Origin of the sequence: Escherichia sp. WS1265 (assembly GCF_046487585.1) — a bacterium.
Taxonomy (GTDB): domain Bacteria; phylum Pseudomonadota; class Gammaproteobacteria; order Enterobacterales; family Enterobacteriaceae; genus Escherichia; species Escherichia coli.
The window spans coordinates 256,684-272,498 of record NZ_JBJQJE010000002.1 but is presented as its reverse complement, the minus strand read 5'-3'; the positions used below and the strand labels follow the sequence as shown (position 1 = coordinate 272,498).

Genomic DNA, 15,815 nt, shown 5'->3' with positions numbered 1-15,815 from the left:
GTTATTCTCCCCGTGAGTCAGCGTTATCTTTCTTTTGCTGACGACCCAGTTCACGCACCGCCATCACGCTGACACCGGCAACCAGCCCAACCACACCGCCGAGCAAACCAATAGCGCCCGCAGAGACGTTGCCGCCTTCTTTAGCGTTAACATCCGGTTTCTGTGAACGCGGAGTCTGGTTTTCGACGTTGGCAAGCTGATGGATGCCTTTATGGAAGCCGATACCTTCTTCGTTACAGCCATAGCACGGGTGACCAATCGCCACCGGCCACACACCGCCAACGTCACAGAATTGCAGCGTTGAGCAGTTGCCGTAAGTTTCTGGCCCTTTACAGCCGAGGTGGTACAGGCACCAGCCTTCGCGGTGGCCTTCATCACCGAACTCTTTGGCAAAACGACCAGCATCGAAGTGCGGGCGACGTTCGCAGTGTTCATGAATCAGACGACCGTAGGCGAAAGTCGGACGGTTTTTATCATCCAGCTTCGGTGGTTTGCCGTAAGTGATGATGTGCGCAACGGTCGCGAGGAAGTTGTGCGGGTTCGGCGGGCAGCCCGGAATATTGATAACGGTTTTGCCTGGCAGAACTTCTTGCAGGCTGACTGCGCCAGTTGGGTTAACTCCAGCTGCGGCAACACCGCCCCACGCAGAGCAGGAACCGATAGCGATAATGGCTGCTGCGCCTTCCGCCGCTTTGCGGATGTGATCCACAATCGGCTCACCGGCAACCATGCAATAAATACCATTATCTTTTAATGGGATGGAACCATCCACCACTAACACATACTGCCCTTTGTACTTCTCGAGAGCGTTATGTTTGTTCTCTTCGACCTGATGACCGAAGGCGGCGGAAAGCACTTCGTGATACTCCAGAGAGATAGTCTCCAGCACGAGATTTTCTACCGTTGGATGCGTTGCACGAAGCAGAGATTCCGTACAACCGGTACACTCCTGCGCGCCAATCCAGATAACTGGCGGACGCTGCGGGTTAGTAACCGATTCGGCCATCTCTGCAGCGGCTTTGCTACTTAACCCCATGGTGGCGGCTAATGCTGCACAAAGCTTCATGAAATCACGACGGTTAATGCCGTGAGAATGGATGAGGGTGTTATCTCCAGTCATTTATAGTTATTCCGTTGCGAAGACCTGGCATATATTTTGCCTCAATCGCAAAATCAATAATGCGATCGATGCGCCATTTACCACACATTTATTATGGTTATCGATATCATGATACTGCGGCGGGGCGCTAAAACGAAGGGAAGAAGCATTAGTGTAATTAATTAAAGCAAGATAATACGTATGTTTGATCAATTTTCGAGGCGATAACCGGCCATAAAAAAGCGCAACGTAGAACAGGAATTATTCTCACGAAAGAAATCCATTACCATCTCTTTATCCAGTCCATAGCGGCGCGTCAGAATACCCGCTTCCCAGGCGCTAAGCTGGCGATCTCCGGTCTTTTCGTACATCCGGTGTGAGTAGCCTAATACAAAACCGCGTTTATAATCGGCACAGTATTTTGTCACATTAACCGCACTGTCGGCATGCGTTGCTTTTAATCCCGCCATTAAGCCTTTACCAAAATGGTTATTCATCGTTCACCTCATTCGCTATATATTGTTATATATAGCGATATTTTAGGCAAAGAACGACTTTTGCGCACGCTATTTTTTCATGCTTGTTTAAGACGTAATCCCGTAAGAGATAAACCTATCAGGAGAGATATTTATCGAACCATTTCAGCGTCCTTTGCCAGGCAAGATCGGCGGCAGATTTGTCATAACGGGGCGTGGAATCATTATGGAATCCGTGATTAACCCCCGGATAGATATACGCCTCATAGACCTTATTATTGGCTTTCAACGCCGCCTCGTAAGCAGGCCAGCCCTCGTTGATTCGGGTGTCCAGTTCCGCGTAGTGGAGTAGTAAAGGCGCTTCAATCTTCGCCACATCGGCGGTGGGTGCCTGTCGACCATAAAACGGCACCGCGCAGGCCAGTTCCGGATACGCGACAGCCGCCGCGTTCGATACGCCACCGCCATAGCAAAATCCGGTAATACCCACTTTGCCTGTCGCTTGCGGATAGCGTTGCATAAACTCAATTGCGGCAAAGAAATCATTCATCAGTTTGGTTGGATCAACCTGCTGTTGCAGCTCACGACCTTTATCATCATTACCCGGATAACCTCCAACGGAACTTAAGCCGTCAGGTGCCAGGGCGATATACCCCGCCTTCGCTACTCGCCGTGCCACATCTTCGATATACGGATTCAGTCCACGATTCTCATGCACCACCACCACGGCTGGTGTTTTGCCGCTCATCTTCGCGGGCTTCACCAGATAACCACGTACGTCACCGTGACCATTTGGCGAAGGATACGTAATGTACTCAGCAACAATTTCCGGGTCGGTAAACTCCACCTGGGTCGCCCATGCGTAATTTGGCCTGAGCAAATCAAACAATGCTAATGCCGTCATCCCACCCACCGCATACTTCGCTGCCATATTGAGGAACTCACGTTTCGAAATTTTCCCGTGAGCGTAATAGTCGTAGTAATCCAGCAACTCTTGTGGGAAATCTTTGGCGGTTAAACGCGGCATCGTTGCACTCCTCAGCTGGTGTTTTTTTAATCAAAGCATAAACGCGTGTTTTTGCCCAGTTTTTCGTCACTCTGTGAGCCAGACTACGGGATACGCGCTGGCGAATCGCTAAACTAGAAACATTGTTTCGAAATTGAATGGTGGAAAGGAGAGGTCATGGTCTGGTTAGCGAATCCCGAACGTTACGGGCAGATGCAATACCGCTATTGCGGAAAAAGTGGTTTACGCCTGCCCGCGTTATCGCTCGGTTTATGGCACAATTTCGGTCACGTTAACGCACTGGAATCACAACGTGCGATCCTGCGCAAAGCCTTTGATTTGGGCATTACGCACTTTGATTTAGCCAACAACTACGGGCCGCCACCAGGAAGTGCAGAAGAGAACTTTGGTCGCCTGCTGCGCGAGGATTTTGCCGCTTATCGCGATGAACTGATTATCTCTACCAAGGCTGGCTACGATATGTGGCCCGGCCCTTACGGCTCTGGCGGTTCACGTAAATACCTGCTCGCCAGCCTCGACCAAAGCCTGAAGCGTATGGGGCTTGAGTATGTCGATATCTTTTACTCTCATCGCGTCGATGAAAATACGCCGATGGAAGAAACCGCCTCTGCGCTGGCTCATGCGGTACAAAGCGGTAAGGCGCTTTATGTCGGGATCTCCTCTTACTCGCCAGAGCGGACGCAAAAAATGGTCGAGTTACTGCGCGAGTGGAAAATTCCGCTGTTAATTCATCAACCTTCGTACAATTTACTGAACCGCTGGGTGGATAAAAGCGGCCTGCTGGATACCCTGCAAAATAACGGCGTGGGCTGCATTGCCTTTACTCCTCTGGCTCAGGGATTGCTGACCGGAAAATATCTCAACGGTATTCCGCAAGATTCACGGATGCATCGTGAAGGGAATAAAGTTCGTGGTCTGACGCCGAAAATGCTCACCGAAGCCAACCTCAACAGCCTGCGCTTATTGCATGAAATGGCACAGCAGCGTGGACAATCAATGGCGCAAATGGCGTTAAGCTGGTTGCTGAAAGATGATCGCGTGACGTCGGTATTGATTGGTGCCAGCCGCGCGGAGCAACTTGAGGAGAACGTGCAGGCGCTGAATAATCTGACATTTAGCACCGAGGAGCTGGCGCAGATTGATCAGCATATCGCCGATGGCGAGCTGAATCTGTGGCAGGCGTCTTCCGATAAATGACCTGTTAATAACGGGCGCGAGAACCGCGCCCGAATCAGATCAGTGATTATGACGAGTCAGTCGGTCAAGATAGCCCATCACAAATGCAGAGAGCACAAACGTCAGATGGATAATGACGTACCACATCAGTTTGTTATCAGGGACATTTTTCGCATCCATAAAGACGCGCAGTAAGTGAATGGAAGAAATTGCCACAATCGACGCTGCTACTTTGTTTTTCAGCGACGTTGCGTCCATTTTCCCCAGCCAGTTCAGCTTCTCTTTGTTCTCGGAGATATCCAGCTGCGAGACGAAATTCTCATAACCGGAAAACATCACCATCACCAGCAAACCGCCAACCAGCGTCATATCCACCAGCGACAGCAACACGAGGATCAAATCTGATTCCGCCATCGAGAAGATATTCGGCAGTACGTGAATAATCTCCTGGAAGAACTTCAGCGCCAGGGCAACTAACGCCAGCGAAAGGCCAAAGTACACGGGGGCAAGCAGCCAGCGAGAAGCATACATTGCATTTTCAAGAAAACGTTCCATACATTCCTGTCGTGTAGTTAAAACGGGCAACAGTATATCGCAATTGAGTAAACAGCGCGCAACAGCAAATCAACATATCCGTTAAACCTTTGTCGCATAAATCCGAGGTTTAGGGATCTTCCTGGTTCCCTTATCAACGCATCGAGAGCGTCTACCCTTAAAGGACGTTGAACCTGAAGGGAGAAAAACGATGTCTCATTTAAAAGACCCGACCACGCAGTATTACACTGGTGAATATCCCAAACAGAAACAACCGACGCCAGGCATCCAGGCGAAAATGACACCGGTGCCGGATTGCGGCGAGAAAACCTATGTTGGTAGCGGTCGCCTGAAAGATCGTAAAGCACTGGTGACAGGGGGCGATTCCGGAATCGGTCGCGCTGCCGCCATTGCTTACGCGCGTGAAGGGGCTGACGTGGCGATCAGTTATCTTCCCGTAGAAGAACAAGACGCTCAGGATGTGAAAAAGATCATTGAAGAATGCGGACGCAAAGCCGTCCTGCTGCCAGGCGATTTAAGCGATGAGAAATTCGCCCGTTCGCTGGTTCACGAAGCGCACAAGGCGTTAGGCGGGCTGGATATTATGGCGCTGGTCGCCGGGAAACAGGTTGCCATTCCTGATATTGCAGACCTCACCAGCGAACAGTTTCAAAAGACCTTTACCATTAACGTTTTCGCGCTGTTCTGGCTAACCCAGGAAGCGCTCCCCCTGCTACCGAAAGGTGCTAGTATCATCACCACTTCGTCAATCCAGGCATACCAGCCAAGCCCGCATTTACTGGACTATGCGGCTACGAAGGCGGCGATTCTGAACTACAGCCGTGGCCTGGCAAAACAGGTCGCAGAGAAAGGTATTCGGGTGAATATTGTCGCGCCAGGCCCGATCTGGACAGCACTGCAAATTTCCGGCGGACAGACGCAGGATAAGATCCCGCAGTTTGGTCAGAAAACGCCGATGAAGCGTGCGGGGCAACCGGCGGAACTGGCCCCTGTATATGTTTATCTGGCAAGTCAGGAGTCGAGCTACGTCACCGCAGAAGTGCACGGTGTGTGCGGCGGCGAGCATTTAGGTTAAAAAAATGCCCGGTTGTGAAAAGCAACCGGGCATCATTTTTATTTCGCTTTGGCGGTTTCTTCGCCGACCAGACCTATCTTCAGATAACCCGCCTGATGCAGCGTATCCATTACCTTCATCAACGTCTCGTAATCGACGGTTTTATCCGCACGGAAGAAGATGGTGGTGTCTTTCTTACCTTCAGTTAACGCATTCAGCGCCGTAACCATTGTTTCATCGGTGACCGGATCGTTACCGATAAACATCGAGTTGTCCGCCTTCACCGACAGATAAACCGGTTTTTCCGGGCGCGGCTGCGGCGTGCTGGTAGAAGCAGGCAAGTTCACCTTCACATCTACCGTCGCTAACGGTGCCGCCACCATAAAGATAATCAGCAGAACCAACATCACGTCGATAAACGGCGTCACGTTGATATCATGCATTTCGCCGTTATCGTCGAGGTTTTCGTTAAGATGCATTGCCATCGGACATTATCCTGCGCGTAATTTTTGTGCGACACGAACCGGATGCGCAGCGGCGCTGGCTTCCAGATCCAGGTCACGGCTTTGCAGCAACAATACCTGCGCTGCAACATCACCCAGCATCGCTTTAAAGCCGCCAATCTGGCGTGCAAATACGTTATAGATAACGACCGCCGGAATCGCTGCCACGAGGCCGATTGCCGTTGCTAACAGAGCTTCTGCGATACCCGGCGCAACGACTGCCAGGTTAGTGGTCTGCGTTTGCGCGATACCAATAAAGCTGTTCATGATGCCCCAGACCGTACCAAACAGACCAACGAACGGCGAAATCGCGCCGATAGTCGCGAGATAGCCATTACCACGGCCCATTTGACGGCCCACAGCGGCGACCCGACGCTCCAGGCGGAAGCTGGTACGCTCTTTAATACCTTCGTTATCGTCGCTGCCTTCTGACAGTTCCAGCTCATTCTGCGCTTCATTGAGCAAATGCAGGCTTAAGCTTTTGCTACCAAAATCAGCGGCGATATCGTTGGCCTGGTTTAAGGAACGCGCTTCAGCCAGCAGTTGCTGCTCGCGCTTAAGGCGACGCTTCTGATTGAAGAACTCTACGCTCTTACTGAAGAAGATTGCCCAGGTGACTACGGAGGCCAAAATAAGCCCAATCATCACGCACTTAACGACAATATCGGCGTGCTGATACATACCCCAGACGGAAAGGTCCGTCTGCATTAAATTATTACCCACTGTGTATCTCCAGGACGCAAGTCACAAAATCTGCGCATAATAATATCAAAACGACGTCGAATTGATAGTCGTTCTCATTACTATTTGCATACTGCCGTACCTTTGCTTTCTTTTCCTTGCGTTTACGCAGTAAAAAAGTTACCAGCACGCCATTTGCGAAAATTTTCTGCTTTATGCCAATTCTTCAGGATGCGCCCGCGAATATTCATGCTAGTTTAGACATCCAGACGTATAAAAACAGGAATCCCGAGATGGCGGACAAAAAGCTTGATACTCAACTGGTGAATGCAGGACGCAGCAAAAAATACACTCTCGGCGCGGTAAATAGCGTGATTCAGCGCGCTTCTTCGCTGGTCTTTGACAGTGTGGCAGCCAAAAAGCACGCGACGCGCAATCGCGCCAATGGCGAGTTGTTCTATGGACGGCGCGGAACGTTAACCCATTTTTCCTTACAAGAAGCGATGTGCGAACTGGAAGGTGGCGCAGGCTGCGTGCTGTTCCCCTGCGGGGCGGCGGCGGTTGCGAATTCTATTCTTGCTTTTGTCGAACAGGGCGATCATGTGTTGATGACCAACACCGCCTATGAACCGAGTCAGGATTTCTGTAGCAAAATCCTCAGCAAACTGGGCGTAACGACATCGTGGTTTGATCCGCTGATTGGCGCAGATATCGTTAAACATGTGCAGCCAAACACTAAAATCGTGTTTCTGGAATCCCCAGGCTCCATCACCATGGAAGTCCACGACGTTCCGGCGATTGTTGCCGCCGTGCGCAGTGTGGTGCCGGATGCCATCATTATGATCGATAACACCTGGGCGGCCGGTGTGCTGTTTAAGGCGCTGGATTTTGGCATCGATGTTTCCATTCAGGCCGCTACCAAATATCTGGTGGGGCATTCAGATGCGATGATTGGCACTGCCGTGTGCAATGCCCGTTGCTGGGAGCAGCTGCGGGAGAATGCCTATCTGATGGGCCAGATGGTCGATGCCGATACCGCCTATATAACCAGCCGTGGCCTGCGCACTTTGGGTGTTCGCCTGCGTCAACATCATGAAAGCAGTCTGAAAGTGGCTGAATGGCTGGCAGAACATCCGCAAGTAGCGCGAGTTAACCATCCTGCTCTGCCTGGCAGTAAAGGCCACGAATTCTGGAAACGAGACTTTACAGGTAGCAGCGGGCTATTTTCCTTTGTGCTTAAGAAAAAGCTCAATGATGAAGAGCTGGCGAACTATCTGGATAACTTCAGTTTATTCAGCATGGCCTACTCGTGGGGCGGTTATGAATCGTTGATCCTGGCAAATCAACCAGAACATATCGCCGCCATTCGCCCGCAAGGCGAGATCGATTTTAGCGGGACCTTGATTCGCCTGCATATTGGTCTGGAAGATGTCGACGATCTGATTGCCGATCTGGATGCCGGTTTTGCGCGAATTGTATAACATTGCCACTTTTGGACAATTTTGCAGACATTTTATTGTGAAAAGTCTTAAATTGTTGCGTCCGGGATCAAGGCGTCCCGGACGAATCAGGAGTACAATAGGCAGATAAAGGCTTAAACGCTGTTCCACAGGAAAGTCCATGGCTGTTATTCAAGATATTATCGCTGCGCTCTGGCAACACGACTTTGCCGCGCTGGCGGATCCTCATATTGTTAGCGTTGTTTACTTTGTCATGTTTGCCACGCTGTTTTTAGAAAACGGCCTGCTGCCCGCCTCATTTTTGCCAGGCGACAGCTTGTTGATATTGGCTGGCGCATTGATTGCCCAGGGGGTTATGGATTTTCTGCCTACGATTGCGATTCTGACCGCCGCAGCAAGTCTGGGCTGCTGGTTAAGTTACATTCAGGGGCGCTGGTTAGGGAATACCAAAACGGTGAAAGGCTGGCTGGCACAGCTTCCCGCTAAATATCACCAGCGCGCCACCTGCATGTTTGACCGCCACGGTCTGCTGGCGCTGCTGGCTGGACGTTTTCTTGCATTTGTCCGTACGCTGCTGCCAACCATGGCGGGAATTTCCGGTCTGCCAAACCGCCGCTTCCAGTTTTTCAACTGGTTAAGTGGATTGCTGTGGGTCAGCGTGGTAACCAGTTTCGGCTATGCCTTAAGTATGATTCCGTTCGTTAAACGCCATGAAGATCAGGTAATGACGTTCCTGATGATCCTGCCAATTGCCTTGTTAACCGCTGGCTTGTTAGGCACGCTGTTTGTGGTGATAAAAAAAAAATACTGTAACGCCTGACGATTTTCCCCGTTCCCGGTTGCTGTACCGGGAACGTATTTAATTCCCCTGCATCGCCCGCATTCTTGCCGCATCTTCCCCCGGCGTCACACCAAAGTAACGTTTAAACTCACGGCTAAATTGCGATGCGCTTTCGTAACCGACGCGCATCGCTGCCGCACTGGCTTTCATGCCGTCGTGGATGATCATCATCCGCGCCTTATGCAGACGGTAATTCTTCAAATACTGCAACGGCGAGGTGCTGGTGACAGACTTAAAATTATGGTGGAACGCCGATACGCTCATGTTGGCTTCTGCCGCCAGTTGCTCGACGCTCAGGTTTTCGGTGTATTTATTCTCAATCCGTTTCAGCACGCGGCTAATCAGGCTGAAGTGAGTCTGGCGACTGACCAGCGCCAGTAACGCGCCGCCGCAAGGCCCGGTCAGCACGTAGTACAGAATTTCGCGGATGATCTGTTTGCCGAGAATACGCGCATCCAGTGGTCGCTCCATCACGTCGAGTAACCGCTCCGCCGCGCATAAAATCTCTTCTGATAACGTGGCAGAGTTAATCCCGCTGGCTGCCATCGACGGCTGGAAATGCTCATCTTCGCCAATGTCCATCAACAGTTCCTGTAACTGCAAAATATCGACATTGAGACGCAACCCTGCCAGCGGCACCTCTGACGTGGCATAGGTTTCGCACTCAAACGGCAACGGCACCGTCAGCAGCAGGTATTCATTGGCATCATAACGAAACACGCGTTCATTGATATAACCGATTTTATGTCCGGAAAAGAGAATTATGATGCCAGGCTCGTACATCACCGGTGTGCGTGCGAAAGGCGTCTCGCCATACAACAAACGCACATCGGGCAACAGTTCTGACAAACTATTTTCTTTATTTTTCAGTTTATTAACTTTATCCGCCAGCAAGCGGCAAATCTCTTCACGTTTCATATCGCGTAATTTCTTAGGAATAATGCGGCAATTTGATTGTGCGCAATTTTGTAGCATTTCTCCAGCACTCTGGAGAAATAGGCAAGACATTGGCAGAAATGAGCATTGAGAGGTACAGCGCTGGCGACCACAATGAAAAACAACAGGCAGATCGTTCTCTGCCCTCATATTGACCCAGCAAAGGGAGCAAGTAATGAACAACTTTAATCTGCACACCCCAACCCGCATTCTGTTTGGTAAAGGCGCAATCGCTGGTTTACGCGAACAAATTCCTCACGATGCTCGCGTATTGATTACCTACGGCGGCGGCAGCGTAAAAAAAACCGGCGTTCTCGATCAAGTTCTGGATGCCCTGAAAGGCATGGACGTGCTGGAATTTGGCGGTATTGAGCCAAACCCGGCTTATGAAACGCTGATGAACGCCGTGAAACTGGTTCGCGAACAAAAAGTGACTTTCCTGCTGGCGGTTGGCGGCGGTTCTGTACTGGACGGCACCAAATTTATCGCCGCAGCGGCTAACTATCCGGAAAATATCGATCCGTGGCACATTCTGCAAACGGGCGGTAAAGAGATTAAAAGCGCCATCCCGATGGGCTGTGTGCTGACGCTGCCAGCAACCGGTTCAGAATCCAACGCAGGCGCGGTGATCTCCCGTAAAACCACAGGCGACAAGCAGGCGTTCCATTCTGCCCATGTTCAACCCGTATTTGCCGTGCTCGATCCGGTTTATACCTACACTCTGCCGCCGCGTCAGGTGGCTAACGGTGTAGTGGATGCCTTTGTGCACACCGTGGAACAGTATGTTACCAAACCGGTTGATGCCAAAATTCAGGACCGTTTCGCAGAAGGCATTTTGCTGACGCTGATCGAAGATGGTCCGAAAGCCCTGAAAGAGCCAGAAAACTACGATGTGCGCGCCAACGTCATGTGGGCGGCGACGCAGGCGCTGAACGGTTTGATTGGCGCTGGCGTACCGCAGGACTGGGCAACGCATATGCTGGGCCACGAACTGACTGCGATGCACGGTCTGGATCACGCGCAAACACTGGCTATCGTCCTGCCTGCACTGTGGAATGAAAAACGCGATACCAAGCGCGCTAAGCTGCTGCAATATGCTGAACGCGTCTGGAACATCACAGAAGGTTCCGACGATGAGCGTATTGACGCCGCGATTGCCGCAACCCGCAATTTCTTTGAGCAATTAGGCGTGCCGACCCACCTCTCCGACTACGGTCTGGACGGCAGCTCCATCCCGGCTTTGCTGAAAAAACTGGAAGAGCACGGCATGACCCAACTGGGCGAAAATCATGACATTACGCTGGATGTCAGCCGCCGTATATACGAAGCCGCCCGCTAAGCTTTTTACGCCTCAAACTTTCGTTTTCGGGCATTTCGTCCAGACTTAAGTTCACAACACCTCACCGGAGCCTGCTCCGGTGAGTTCATATAAAGGAGGAACGTATGGCTAATCCAACCGTTATTAAGCTACAGGATGGCAATGTCATGCCCCAGCTGGGACTGGGCGTCTGGCAAGCAAGTAATGAGGAAGTAATCACCGCCATTCAAAAAGCGTTAGAAGTGGGTTATCGCTCGATTGATACCGCCGCGGCCTATAAGAACGAAGAAGGTGTCGGCAAAGCCCTGAAAAATGCCTCAGTCAACAGAGAAGAACTGTTCATCACCACTAAGCTGTGGAACGACGACCACAAGCGCCCCCGCGAAGCCCTGCTCGACAGCCTGAAAAAACTCCAGCTTGATTATATCGACCTCTACTTAATGCACTGGCCCGTTCCCGCTATCGACCATTATGTCGAAGCATGGAAAGGCATGATCGAATTGCAAAAAGAGGGATTAATCAAAAGCATCGGCGTGTGCAACTTCCAGATCCATCACTTGCAACGCCTGATTGATGAAACTGGCGTGACGCCTGTGATAAACCAGATCGAACTTCACCCGCTGATGCAACAACGCCAGCTACATGCCTGGAACGCGACACACAAAATCCAGACCGAATCCTGGAGCCCATTAGCGCAAGGAGGGAAAGGCGTTTTCGATCAGAAAGTCATTCGCGATCTGGCAGATAAATACGGCAAAACCCCGGCGCAGATTGTTATCCGCTGGCATCTGGATAGCGGCCTGGTGGTGATCCCGAAATCGGTCACACCTTCACGCATTGTCGAAAACTTTGACGTCTGGGATTTCCGTCTCGACAAAGACGAACTCGGCGAAATTGCAAAACTCGATCAGGGCAAGCGCCTCGGTCCCGATCCTGACCAGTTCGGCGGCTAACATGCAAATTTTGCCGGTGGCGGTAATGTTCCGCTACCGGACTTTTCAGAAATCATTTATTCCCCTCGCGTCCCGCCCGTTGTTACTCTTCCTTGTTCAGGAATGCCAAATATAAGGACATCATCATGCAGAGCCGGAAGCTCTTAAAAGAACAACTCATCTATATCCGGGATAAACGCAACGGAGAGGTGAAAAACAGATGAAAATAATACTTCTGTTTTTAGCAGCCCTGGCAAGTTTTACCGTACACGCACAGCCCCCCTCACAGACCGTAGAACAAACAGTCCGGCAGATTTATCAGAACTATAAATCAGATGCCAGTACGCCTTATTTTGGTGAAACCGGAGAGCGAGCGATAACTTCTGCGCGTATTCAACAGGCGCTTACCCTGAACGACAATCTTACGCTGCCGGGCAATATTGGCTGGCTGGATTATGATCCGGTTTGTGATTGTCAGGATTTTGGCGATCTGGTGTTAGAAAGCGTAGCGATAACCCAACCTGACGCCGATCATGCCGATGCCGTTGTGCGCTTTCGTATCTTTAAAGACGATAAAGAAAAGACCATGCAGACACTGAAAATGGTGGCGGAAAATGGTCGTTGGGTCATTGACGATATTGTCAGCAATCATGGCAGCGTATTACAAGCAGTTAATAGCGAGAATGAAAAAACGCTGGCCGCTATAGCTTCGTTGCAAAAAGAACAGCCGGAAGCCTTTGTTGCCGAACTCTTTGAACATATTGCTGATTATAGCTGGCCGTGGACGTGGGTGGTTTCCGACTCTTACCGCCAGGCGGTCAATGCCTTCTATAAAACCACCTTCAAGACTGCCAACAATCCCGATGAAGATATGCAAATAGAACGGCAATTTATTTACGACAATCCGATCTGTTTTGGCGAAGAGTCGCTATTTTCACGCGTTGATGAAATTCGAGTCCTGGAGAAAACCACCGATTCCGCCCGCATTCATGTTCGTTTTACGCTGACCAATGGCAACAATGAAGAGCAAGAACTGGTTTTACAGCGGCGCGAAGGTAAGTGGGAAATCGCTGATTTTATCCGCCCGAATAGCGGCAGCCTACTTAAGCAGATTGAGGCAAAAACCGCCGCCAGATTAAAGCAATGAGCTGAATTAAATAACAATTAGCCGGAACAATAAATAAAAGGGAACACTATATGAAAACGATTTTCACCGTGGGAGCTGTTGTTCTGGCAACCTGCTTGCTTAGTGGCTGCGTCAATGAGCAAAAGGTCAATCAGCTGGCGAGCAATGTGCAAACATTAAATGCCAAAATCGCCCGGCTTGAGCAGGATATGAAAGCATTACGCCCACAAATCTATGCTGCCAAATCCGACGCTAACAGAGCCAATACGCGTCTTGATGCTCAGGACTATTTTGATTGCCTGCGCTGCTTGCGTATGTACGCAGAATGATAAAAAAATCCCCGGCAGCATTCTGTTACCGGGGATATTTTTTAACGTCCAACCGCCGCTTTAGGGCGTTTCTTCGCACCAGCATTCACCGGACGAGATTGCGTAGACGACGCTTTTTTTGCCGTAGCAGGCATCTGACGCTGGGTCGCCATCGGCGTATGTTTCGTCAACGCCGGACGGGTATTGCGGTTCTGGCGACGAGCCTCACGCATCTCTTCAATGGTTGGCGCAGGCACTAAGCAATCGCGACGGCTGCCAATCAGATGCTTTTTACCCATCGCTTCCAGCGCCTGGCGGATTAACGGCCAGTTTGCCGGATCGTGGTAACGCAACAACGCTTTATGCAGGCGACGCTGCTTGTCGCCCTTCGGTACAAAGACGTCTTCACTCTTATAACCAATCTTCGCCAGCGGGTTTTTGCCGGTGTAATACATAGTGGTCGAGTTAGCCAGTGGCGACGGGTAGAAGTTCTGTACCTGGTCGAGGCGGAAGCGGTGCTTTTTCAGCCACAGCGCCAGATTCACCATATCTTCATCGCGCGTACCGGGGTGTGCCGAGATGAAATACGGGATCAAATACTGCTCTTTACCTGCCTGTTTCGAGTAGGTATCGAACAACTCTTTAAAGCGGTCATAGCTGCCCATGCCCGGCTTCATCATCTTCGACAACGGCCCTTCTTCGGTATGTTCCGGGGCAATCTTCAGATAACCGCCGACGTGATGGGTCGCCAGCTCTTTGATATAGCGCGGATCTTCCACGGCGATGTCATAACGTACGCCGGAAGCGATCAGGATCTTTTTAATGCCTTTCAGATCACGCGCACGGCGATAGAGGTTGATCGTCGGTTCGTGGTTAGTGTCCATATGCGGACAAATATCCGGGTAAACACACGACAAGCGGCGGCAGGTTTGCTCAGCGCGTGGCGATTTGCAGCGCAACATATACATGTTGGCAGTTGGCCCACCGAGATCGGAAATTACGCCCGTAAAACCTGGAACGGTGTCGCGGATCGCTTCGATCTCATTGATGATCGAATCTTCCGAACGGCTCTGAATAATGCGCCCTTCGTGCTCGGTGATAGAACAGAAAGAGCAGCCGCCAAAGCAGCCACGCATAATGTTGACCGAGAAACGGATCATTTCGTAAGCCGGAATACGAGCATTGCCATAGGCCGGATGCGGCACGCGCTTGTACGGCAGCGCAAAAACGCTGTCCATCTCTTCGGTAGAAAGCGGGATAGCAGGCGGGTTGATCCACACATAGCGGTCGCCGTGTTTTTGCATCAATGCGCGGGCGCAGCCAGGGTTGGTTTCGTGGTGCAGAATGCGCGAAGCATGGGCGTACAGCACTTTATCGCCCTTCACTTTCTCGAAAGAAGGCAGCAATACGTAGGTTTTTTCCCACGGTTTCGGGCGCGGCGGCTGCACGGTTACGGCTTTGGCTTCCTGCTTTTTCGGGGCCACCGGTTTGTTATCCGCACAGGGCAAATCTTCGCCATACGGATGCGGGATTGGGTCGATTTTCCCTGGGGTATCAAGACGGGTGGAATCCACGCCGCTCCAGCCTGGCAACGCCTCTTTTACGATAATCGCGGTATTACGCACATCGCGGATTTCACTAATCGGCTCGCCCATCGCCAGACGGTGCGCCACCTCCACCAACGGACGCTCACCGTTACCGAACATCAGCATGTCGGCTTTGGAATCCACCAGCACGGAACGGCGCACGGTATCGGACCAGTAATCATAATGCGCGGTACGGCGCAGACTAGCCTCAATACCGCCGAGGATCACCGGTACATCTTTCCACGCCTCTTTACAACGCTGGGTATAAACCAGCGTGGCGCGATCCGGGCGCTTACCCGCGACGTTATCCGGCGTGTAGGCATCATCATGACGTAAACGGCGATCGGCAGTATAGCGGTTGATCATCGAGTCCATGTTGCCAGCAGTAACACCGAAAAACAGATTCGGTTTACCCAGACGCATAAAGTCGTCTTTGCTGCTCCAGTCCGGTTGGGCAATGATCCCGACACGAAAGCCCTGCGCTTCCAGCATACGACCGCAAATCGCCATCCCGAAGCTTGGGTGATCGACATACGCGTCGCCAGTAACCAAAATGATGTCGCAGCTATCCCAGCCAAGTTGATCCATCTCTTCACGAGACATCGGCAAAAACGGTGCCGGTCCAAAACAGGCGGCCCAGTACTGCGGCCAGGAGAACAGGTCGCGATCCGGTTGGATCAGGGAGATAGAGCTCATTTTGCTTCCAGAAATGATAAAAAAATAATCAAAGGCCGGGG

At 51.3% G+C, this 15,815-nt stretch carries 16 protein-coding genes; 8 read left to right on the top strand and 8 right to left on the bottom strand.

The genetic code is table 11. From position 1 onward, the window contains the following. Window position 1: 1 nt before the first annotated feature. From hybO to yghX, 3 genes are all read right to left on the bottom strand, one after another. Window positions 2-1,120, bottom strand: a complete 1,119-nt coding sequence (hybO, locus tag ACJHX3_RS03660) for a hydrogenase 2 small subunit (protein ID WP_000145410.1) — start codon at window positions 1,118-1,120, stop codon at window positions 2-4. 188 nt (window positions 1,121-1,308) lie between these two features. After that, on the bottom strand, window positions 1,309-1,596 hold the full coding sequence (yghW, locus tag ACJHX3_RS03655) for a DUF2623 family protein YghW (protein WP_001059139.1): 288 nt from the start codon (window positions 1,594-1,596) through the stop codon (window positions 1,309-1,311). 118 nt (window positions 1,597-1,714) lie between these two features. Beyond that, on the bottom strand, window positions 1,715-2,602 hold the full coding sequence (gene yghX / locus ACJHX3_RS03650; RefSeq protein ID WP_001137771.1) for a YghX family hydrolase: 888 nt from the start codon (window positions 2,600-2,602) through the stop codon (window positions 1,715-1,717). Between the two features lie 156 nt (window positions 2,603-2,758). Here yghX and gpr point away from each other — a divergent pair, with 156 nt between their 5' ends. Then, window positions 2,759-3,799, top strand: a complete 1,041-nt coding sequence (gene gpr, locus ACJHX3_RS03645; RefSeq protein ID WP_000262168.1) for an L-glyceraldehyde 3-phosphate reductase — start codon at window positions 2,759-2,761, stop codon at window positions 3,797-3,799. A gap of 39 nt (window positions 3,800-3,838) precedes the next feature. Here the strand turns inward: gpr and ACJHX3_RS03640 are convergent, their stop codons facing one another. Then, complete coding sequence (locus ACJHX3_RS03640; RefSeq protein ID WP_000439331.1) at window positions 3,839-4,333, bottom strand: TIGR00645 family protein; 495 nt, start codon at window positions 4,331-4,333, stop codon at window positions 3,839-3,841. Between the two features lie 190 nt (window positions 4,334-4,523). Here ACJHX3_RS03640 and yghA point away from each other — a divergent pair, with 190 nt between their 5' ends. Beyond that, window positions 4,524-5,408 carry an NADP(+)-dependent aldehyde reductase gene (gene yghA, locus ACJHX3_RS03635; RefSeq protein WP_001559948.1) on the top strand — a complete coding sequence of 295 codons (885 nt, stop codon included), beginning with the start codon at window positions 4,524-4,526 and terminating at the stop codon, window positions 5,406-5,408. A 38-nt stretch (window positions 5,409-5,446) separates the two neighbouring features. Here the strand turns inward: yghA and exbD are convergent, their stop codons facing one another. Together exbD and exbB are read right to left on the bottom strand one after the other, a co-directional pair. Then, window positions 5,447-5,872, bottom strand: coding sequence for a TonB system transport protein ExbD (gene exbD / locus ACJHX3_RS03630; protein ID WP_001240714.1), 426 nt, complete (start codon window positions 5,870-5,872; stop codon window positions 5,447-5,449). A 6-nt stretch (window positions 5,873-5,878) separates the two neighbouring features. Further along, window positions 5,879-6,613 (bottom strand): tol-pal system-associated acyl-CoA thioesterase, encoded by a 735-nt coding sequence (gene exbB, locus ACJHX3_RS03625; protein ID WP_000527844.1) that lies wholly within the window; start codon window positions 6,611-6,613, stop codon window positions 5,879-5,881. Window positions 6,614-6,864: 251 nt separating this feature from the next. Here exbB and metC point away from each other — a divergent pair, with 251 nt between their 5' ends. Together metC and yghB are read left to right on the top strand one after the other, a co-directional pair. After that, complete coding sequence (gene metC, locus ACJHX3_RS03620) at window positions 6,865-8,052, top strand: cystathionine beta-lyase (RefSeq protein ID WP_087890880.1); 1,188 nt, start codon at window positions 6,865-6,867, stop codon at window positions 8,050-8,052. 139 nt (window positions 8,053-8,191) lie between these two features. Continuing rightward, window positions 8,192-8,851 carry a DedA family general envelope maintenance protein YghB gene (yghB, locus tag ACJHX3_RS03615; protein ID WP_000268419.1) on the top strand — a complete coding sequence of 220 codons (660 nt, stop codon included), beginning with the start codon at window positions 8,192-8,194 and terminating at the stop codon, window positions 8,849-8,851. Between the two features lie 39 nt (window positions 8,852-8,890). Here yghB and yqhC read toward each other — a convergent pair whose 3' ends face one another. Further along, window positions 8,891-9,790: a DNA-binding transcriptional regulator YqhC gene (gene yqhC / locus ACJHX3_RS03610; protein WP_001298382.1), complete on the bottom strand. Its 900-nt coding sequence runs from the start codon at window positions 9,788-9,790 to the stop codon at window positions 8,891-8,893. 193 nt (window positions 9,791-9,983) lie between these two features. On the opposite strand from yqhC, the gene yqhD reads away from it, so the two are divergent. From yqhD to yqhH, 4 genes are all read left to right on the top strand, one after another. Next, complete coding sequence (gene yqhD / locus ACJHX3_RS03605; RefSeq protein ID WP_001058802.1) at window positions 9,984-11,147, top strand: alcohol dehydrogenase; 1,164 nt, start codon at window positions 9,984-9,986, stop codon at window positions 11,145-11,147. 104 nt (window positions 11,148-11,251) lie between these two features. Further along, window positions 11,252-12,079 carry a 2,5-didehydrogluconate reductase DkgA gene (dkgA, locus tag ACJHX3_RS03600; RefSeq protein ID WP_000013152.1) on the top strand — a complete coding sequence of 276 codons (828 nt, stop codon included), beginning with the start codon at window positions 11,252-11,254 and terminating at the stop codon, window positions 12,077-12,079. 199 nt (window positions 12,080-12,278) lie between these two features. Next, entirely contained in the window at window positions 12,279-13,205 is a 927-nt protein-coding gene (locus ACJHX3_RS03595) for a YbjP/YqhG family protein (RefSeq protein ID WP_094308175.1), read from the top strand. Window positions 13,206-13,255: 50 nt separating this feature from the next. Next, on the top strand, window positions 13,256-13,513 hold the full coding sequence (gene yqhH / locus ACJHX3_RS03590) for a lipoprotein YqhH (protein WP_000848523.1): 258 nt from the start codon (window positions 13,256-13,258) through the stop codon (window positions 13,511-13,513). A 41-nt stretch (window positions 13,514-13,554) separates the two neighbouring features. Here yqhH and ACJHX3_RS03585 read toward each other — a convergent pair whose 3' ends face one another. Continuing rightward, window positions 13,555-15,774 carry a YgiQ family radical SAM protein gene (locus tag ACJHX3_RS03585; RefSeq protein ID WP_001559954.1) on the bottom strand — a complete coding sequence of 740 codons (2,220 nt, stop codon included), beginning with the start codon at window positions 15,772-15,774 and terminating at the stop codon, window positions 13,555-13,557. Window positions 15,775-15,815: the final 41 nt, after the last annotated feature.

What these genes read in the sequence shown, in the direction of transcription:
- hybO (WP_000145410.1), bottom strand. Translation starts at nt 1,120, where the DNA reads ATGACTGGAGATAACACCCTCATCCATTCTCACGGCATTAACCGTCGT.
- yghW (WP_001059139.1), bottom strand. Translation starts at nt 1,596, where the DNA reads ATGAATAACCATTTTGGTAAAGGCTTAATGGCGGGATTAAAAGCAACG.
- yghX (WP_001137771.1), bottom strand. Translation starts at nt 2,602, where the DNA reads ATGCCGCGTTTAACCGCCAAAGATTTCCCACAAGAGTTGCTGGATTAC.
- gpr (WP_000262168.1), top strand. Translation starts at nt 2,759, where the DNA reads ATGGTCTGGTTAGCGAATCCCGAACGTTACGGGCAGATGCAATACCGC.
- ACJHX3_RS03640 (WP_000439331.1), bottom strand. Translation starts at nt 4,333, where the DNA reads ATGGAACGTTTTCTTGAAAATGCAATGTATGCTTCTCGCTGGCTGCTT.
- yghA (WP_001559948.1), top strand. Translation starts at nt 4,524, where the DNA reads ATGTCTCATTTAAAAGACCCGACCACGCAGTATTACACTGGTGAATAT.
- exbD (WP_001240714.1), bottom strand. Translation starts at nt 5,872, where the DNA reads ATGGCAATGCATCTTAACGAAAACCTCGACGATAACGGCGAAATGCAT.
- metC (WP_087890880.1), top strand. Translation starts at nt 6,865, where the DNA reads ATGGCGGACAAAAAGCTTGATACTCAACTGGTGAATGCAGGACGCAGC.
- yghB (WP_000268419.1), top strand. Translation starts at nt 8,192, where the DNA reads ATGGCTGTTATTCAAGATATTATCGCTGCGCTCTGGCAACACGACTTT.
- yqhC (WP_001298382.1), bottom strand. Translation starts at nt 9,790, where the DNA reads ATGAAACGTGAAGAGATTTGCCGCTTGCTGGCGGATAAAGTTAATAAA.
- yqhD (WP_001058802.1), top strand. Translation starts at nt 9,984, where the DNA reads ATGAACAACTTTAATCTGCACACCCCAACCCGCATTCTGTTTGGTAAA.
- dkgA (WP_000013152.1), top strand. Translation starts at nt 11,252, where the DNA reads ATGGCTAATCCAACCGTTATTAAGCTACAGGATGGCAATGTCATGCCC.
- ACJHX3_RS03595 (WP_094308175.1), top strand. Translation starts at nt 12,279, where the DNA reads ATGAAAATAATACTTCTGTTTTTAGCAGCCCTGGCAAGTTTTACCGTA.
- yqhH (WP_000848523.1), top strand. Translation starts at nt 13,256, where the DNA reads ATGAAAACGATTTTCACCGTGGGAGCTGTTGTTCTGGCAACCTGCTTG.
- ACJHX3_RS03585 (WP_001559954.1), bottom strand. Translation starts at nt 15,774, where the DNA reads ATGAGCTCTATCTCCCTGATCCAACCGGATCGCGACCTGTTCTCCTGG.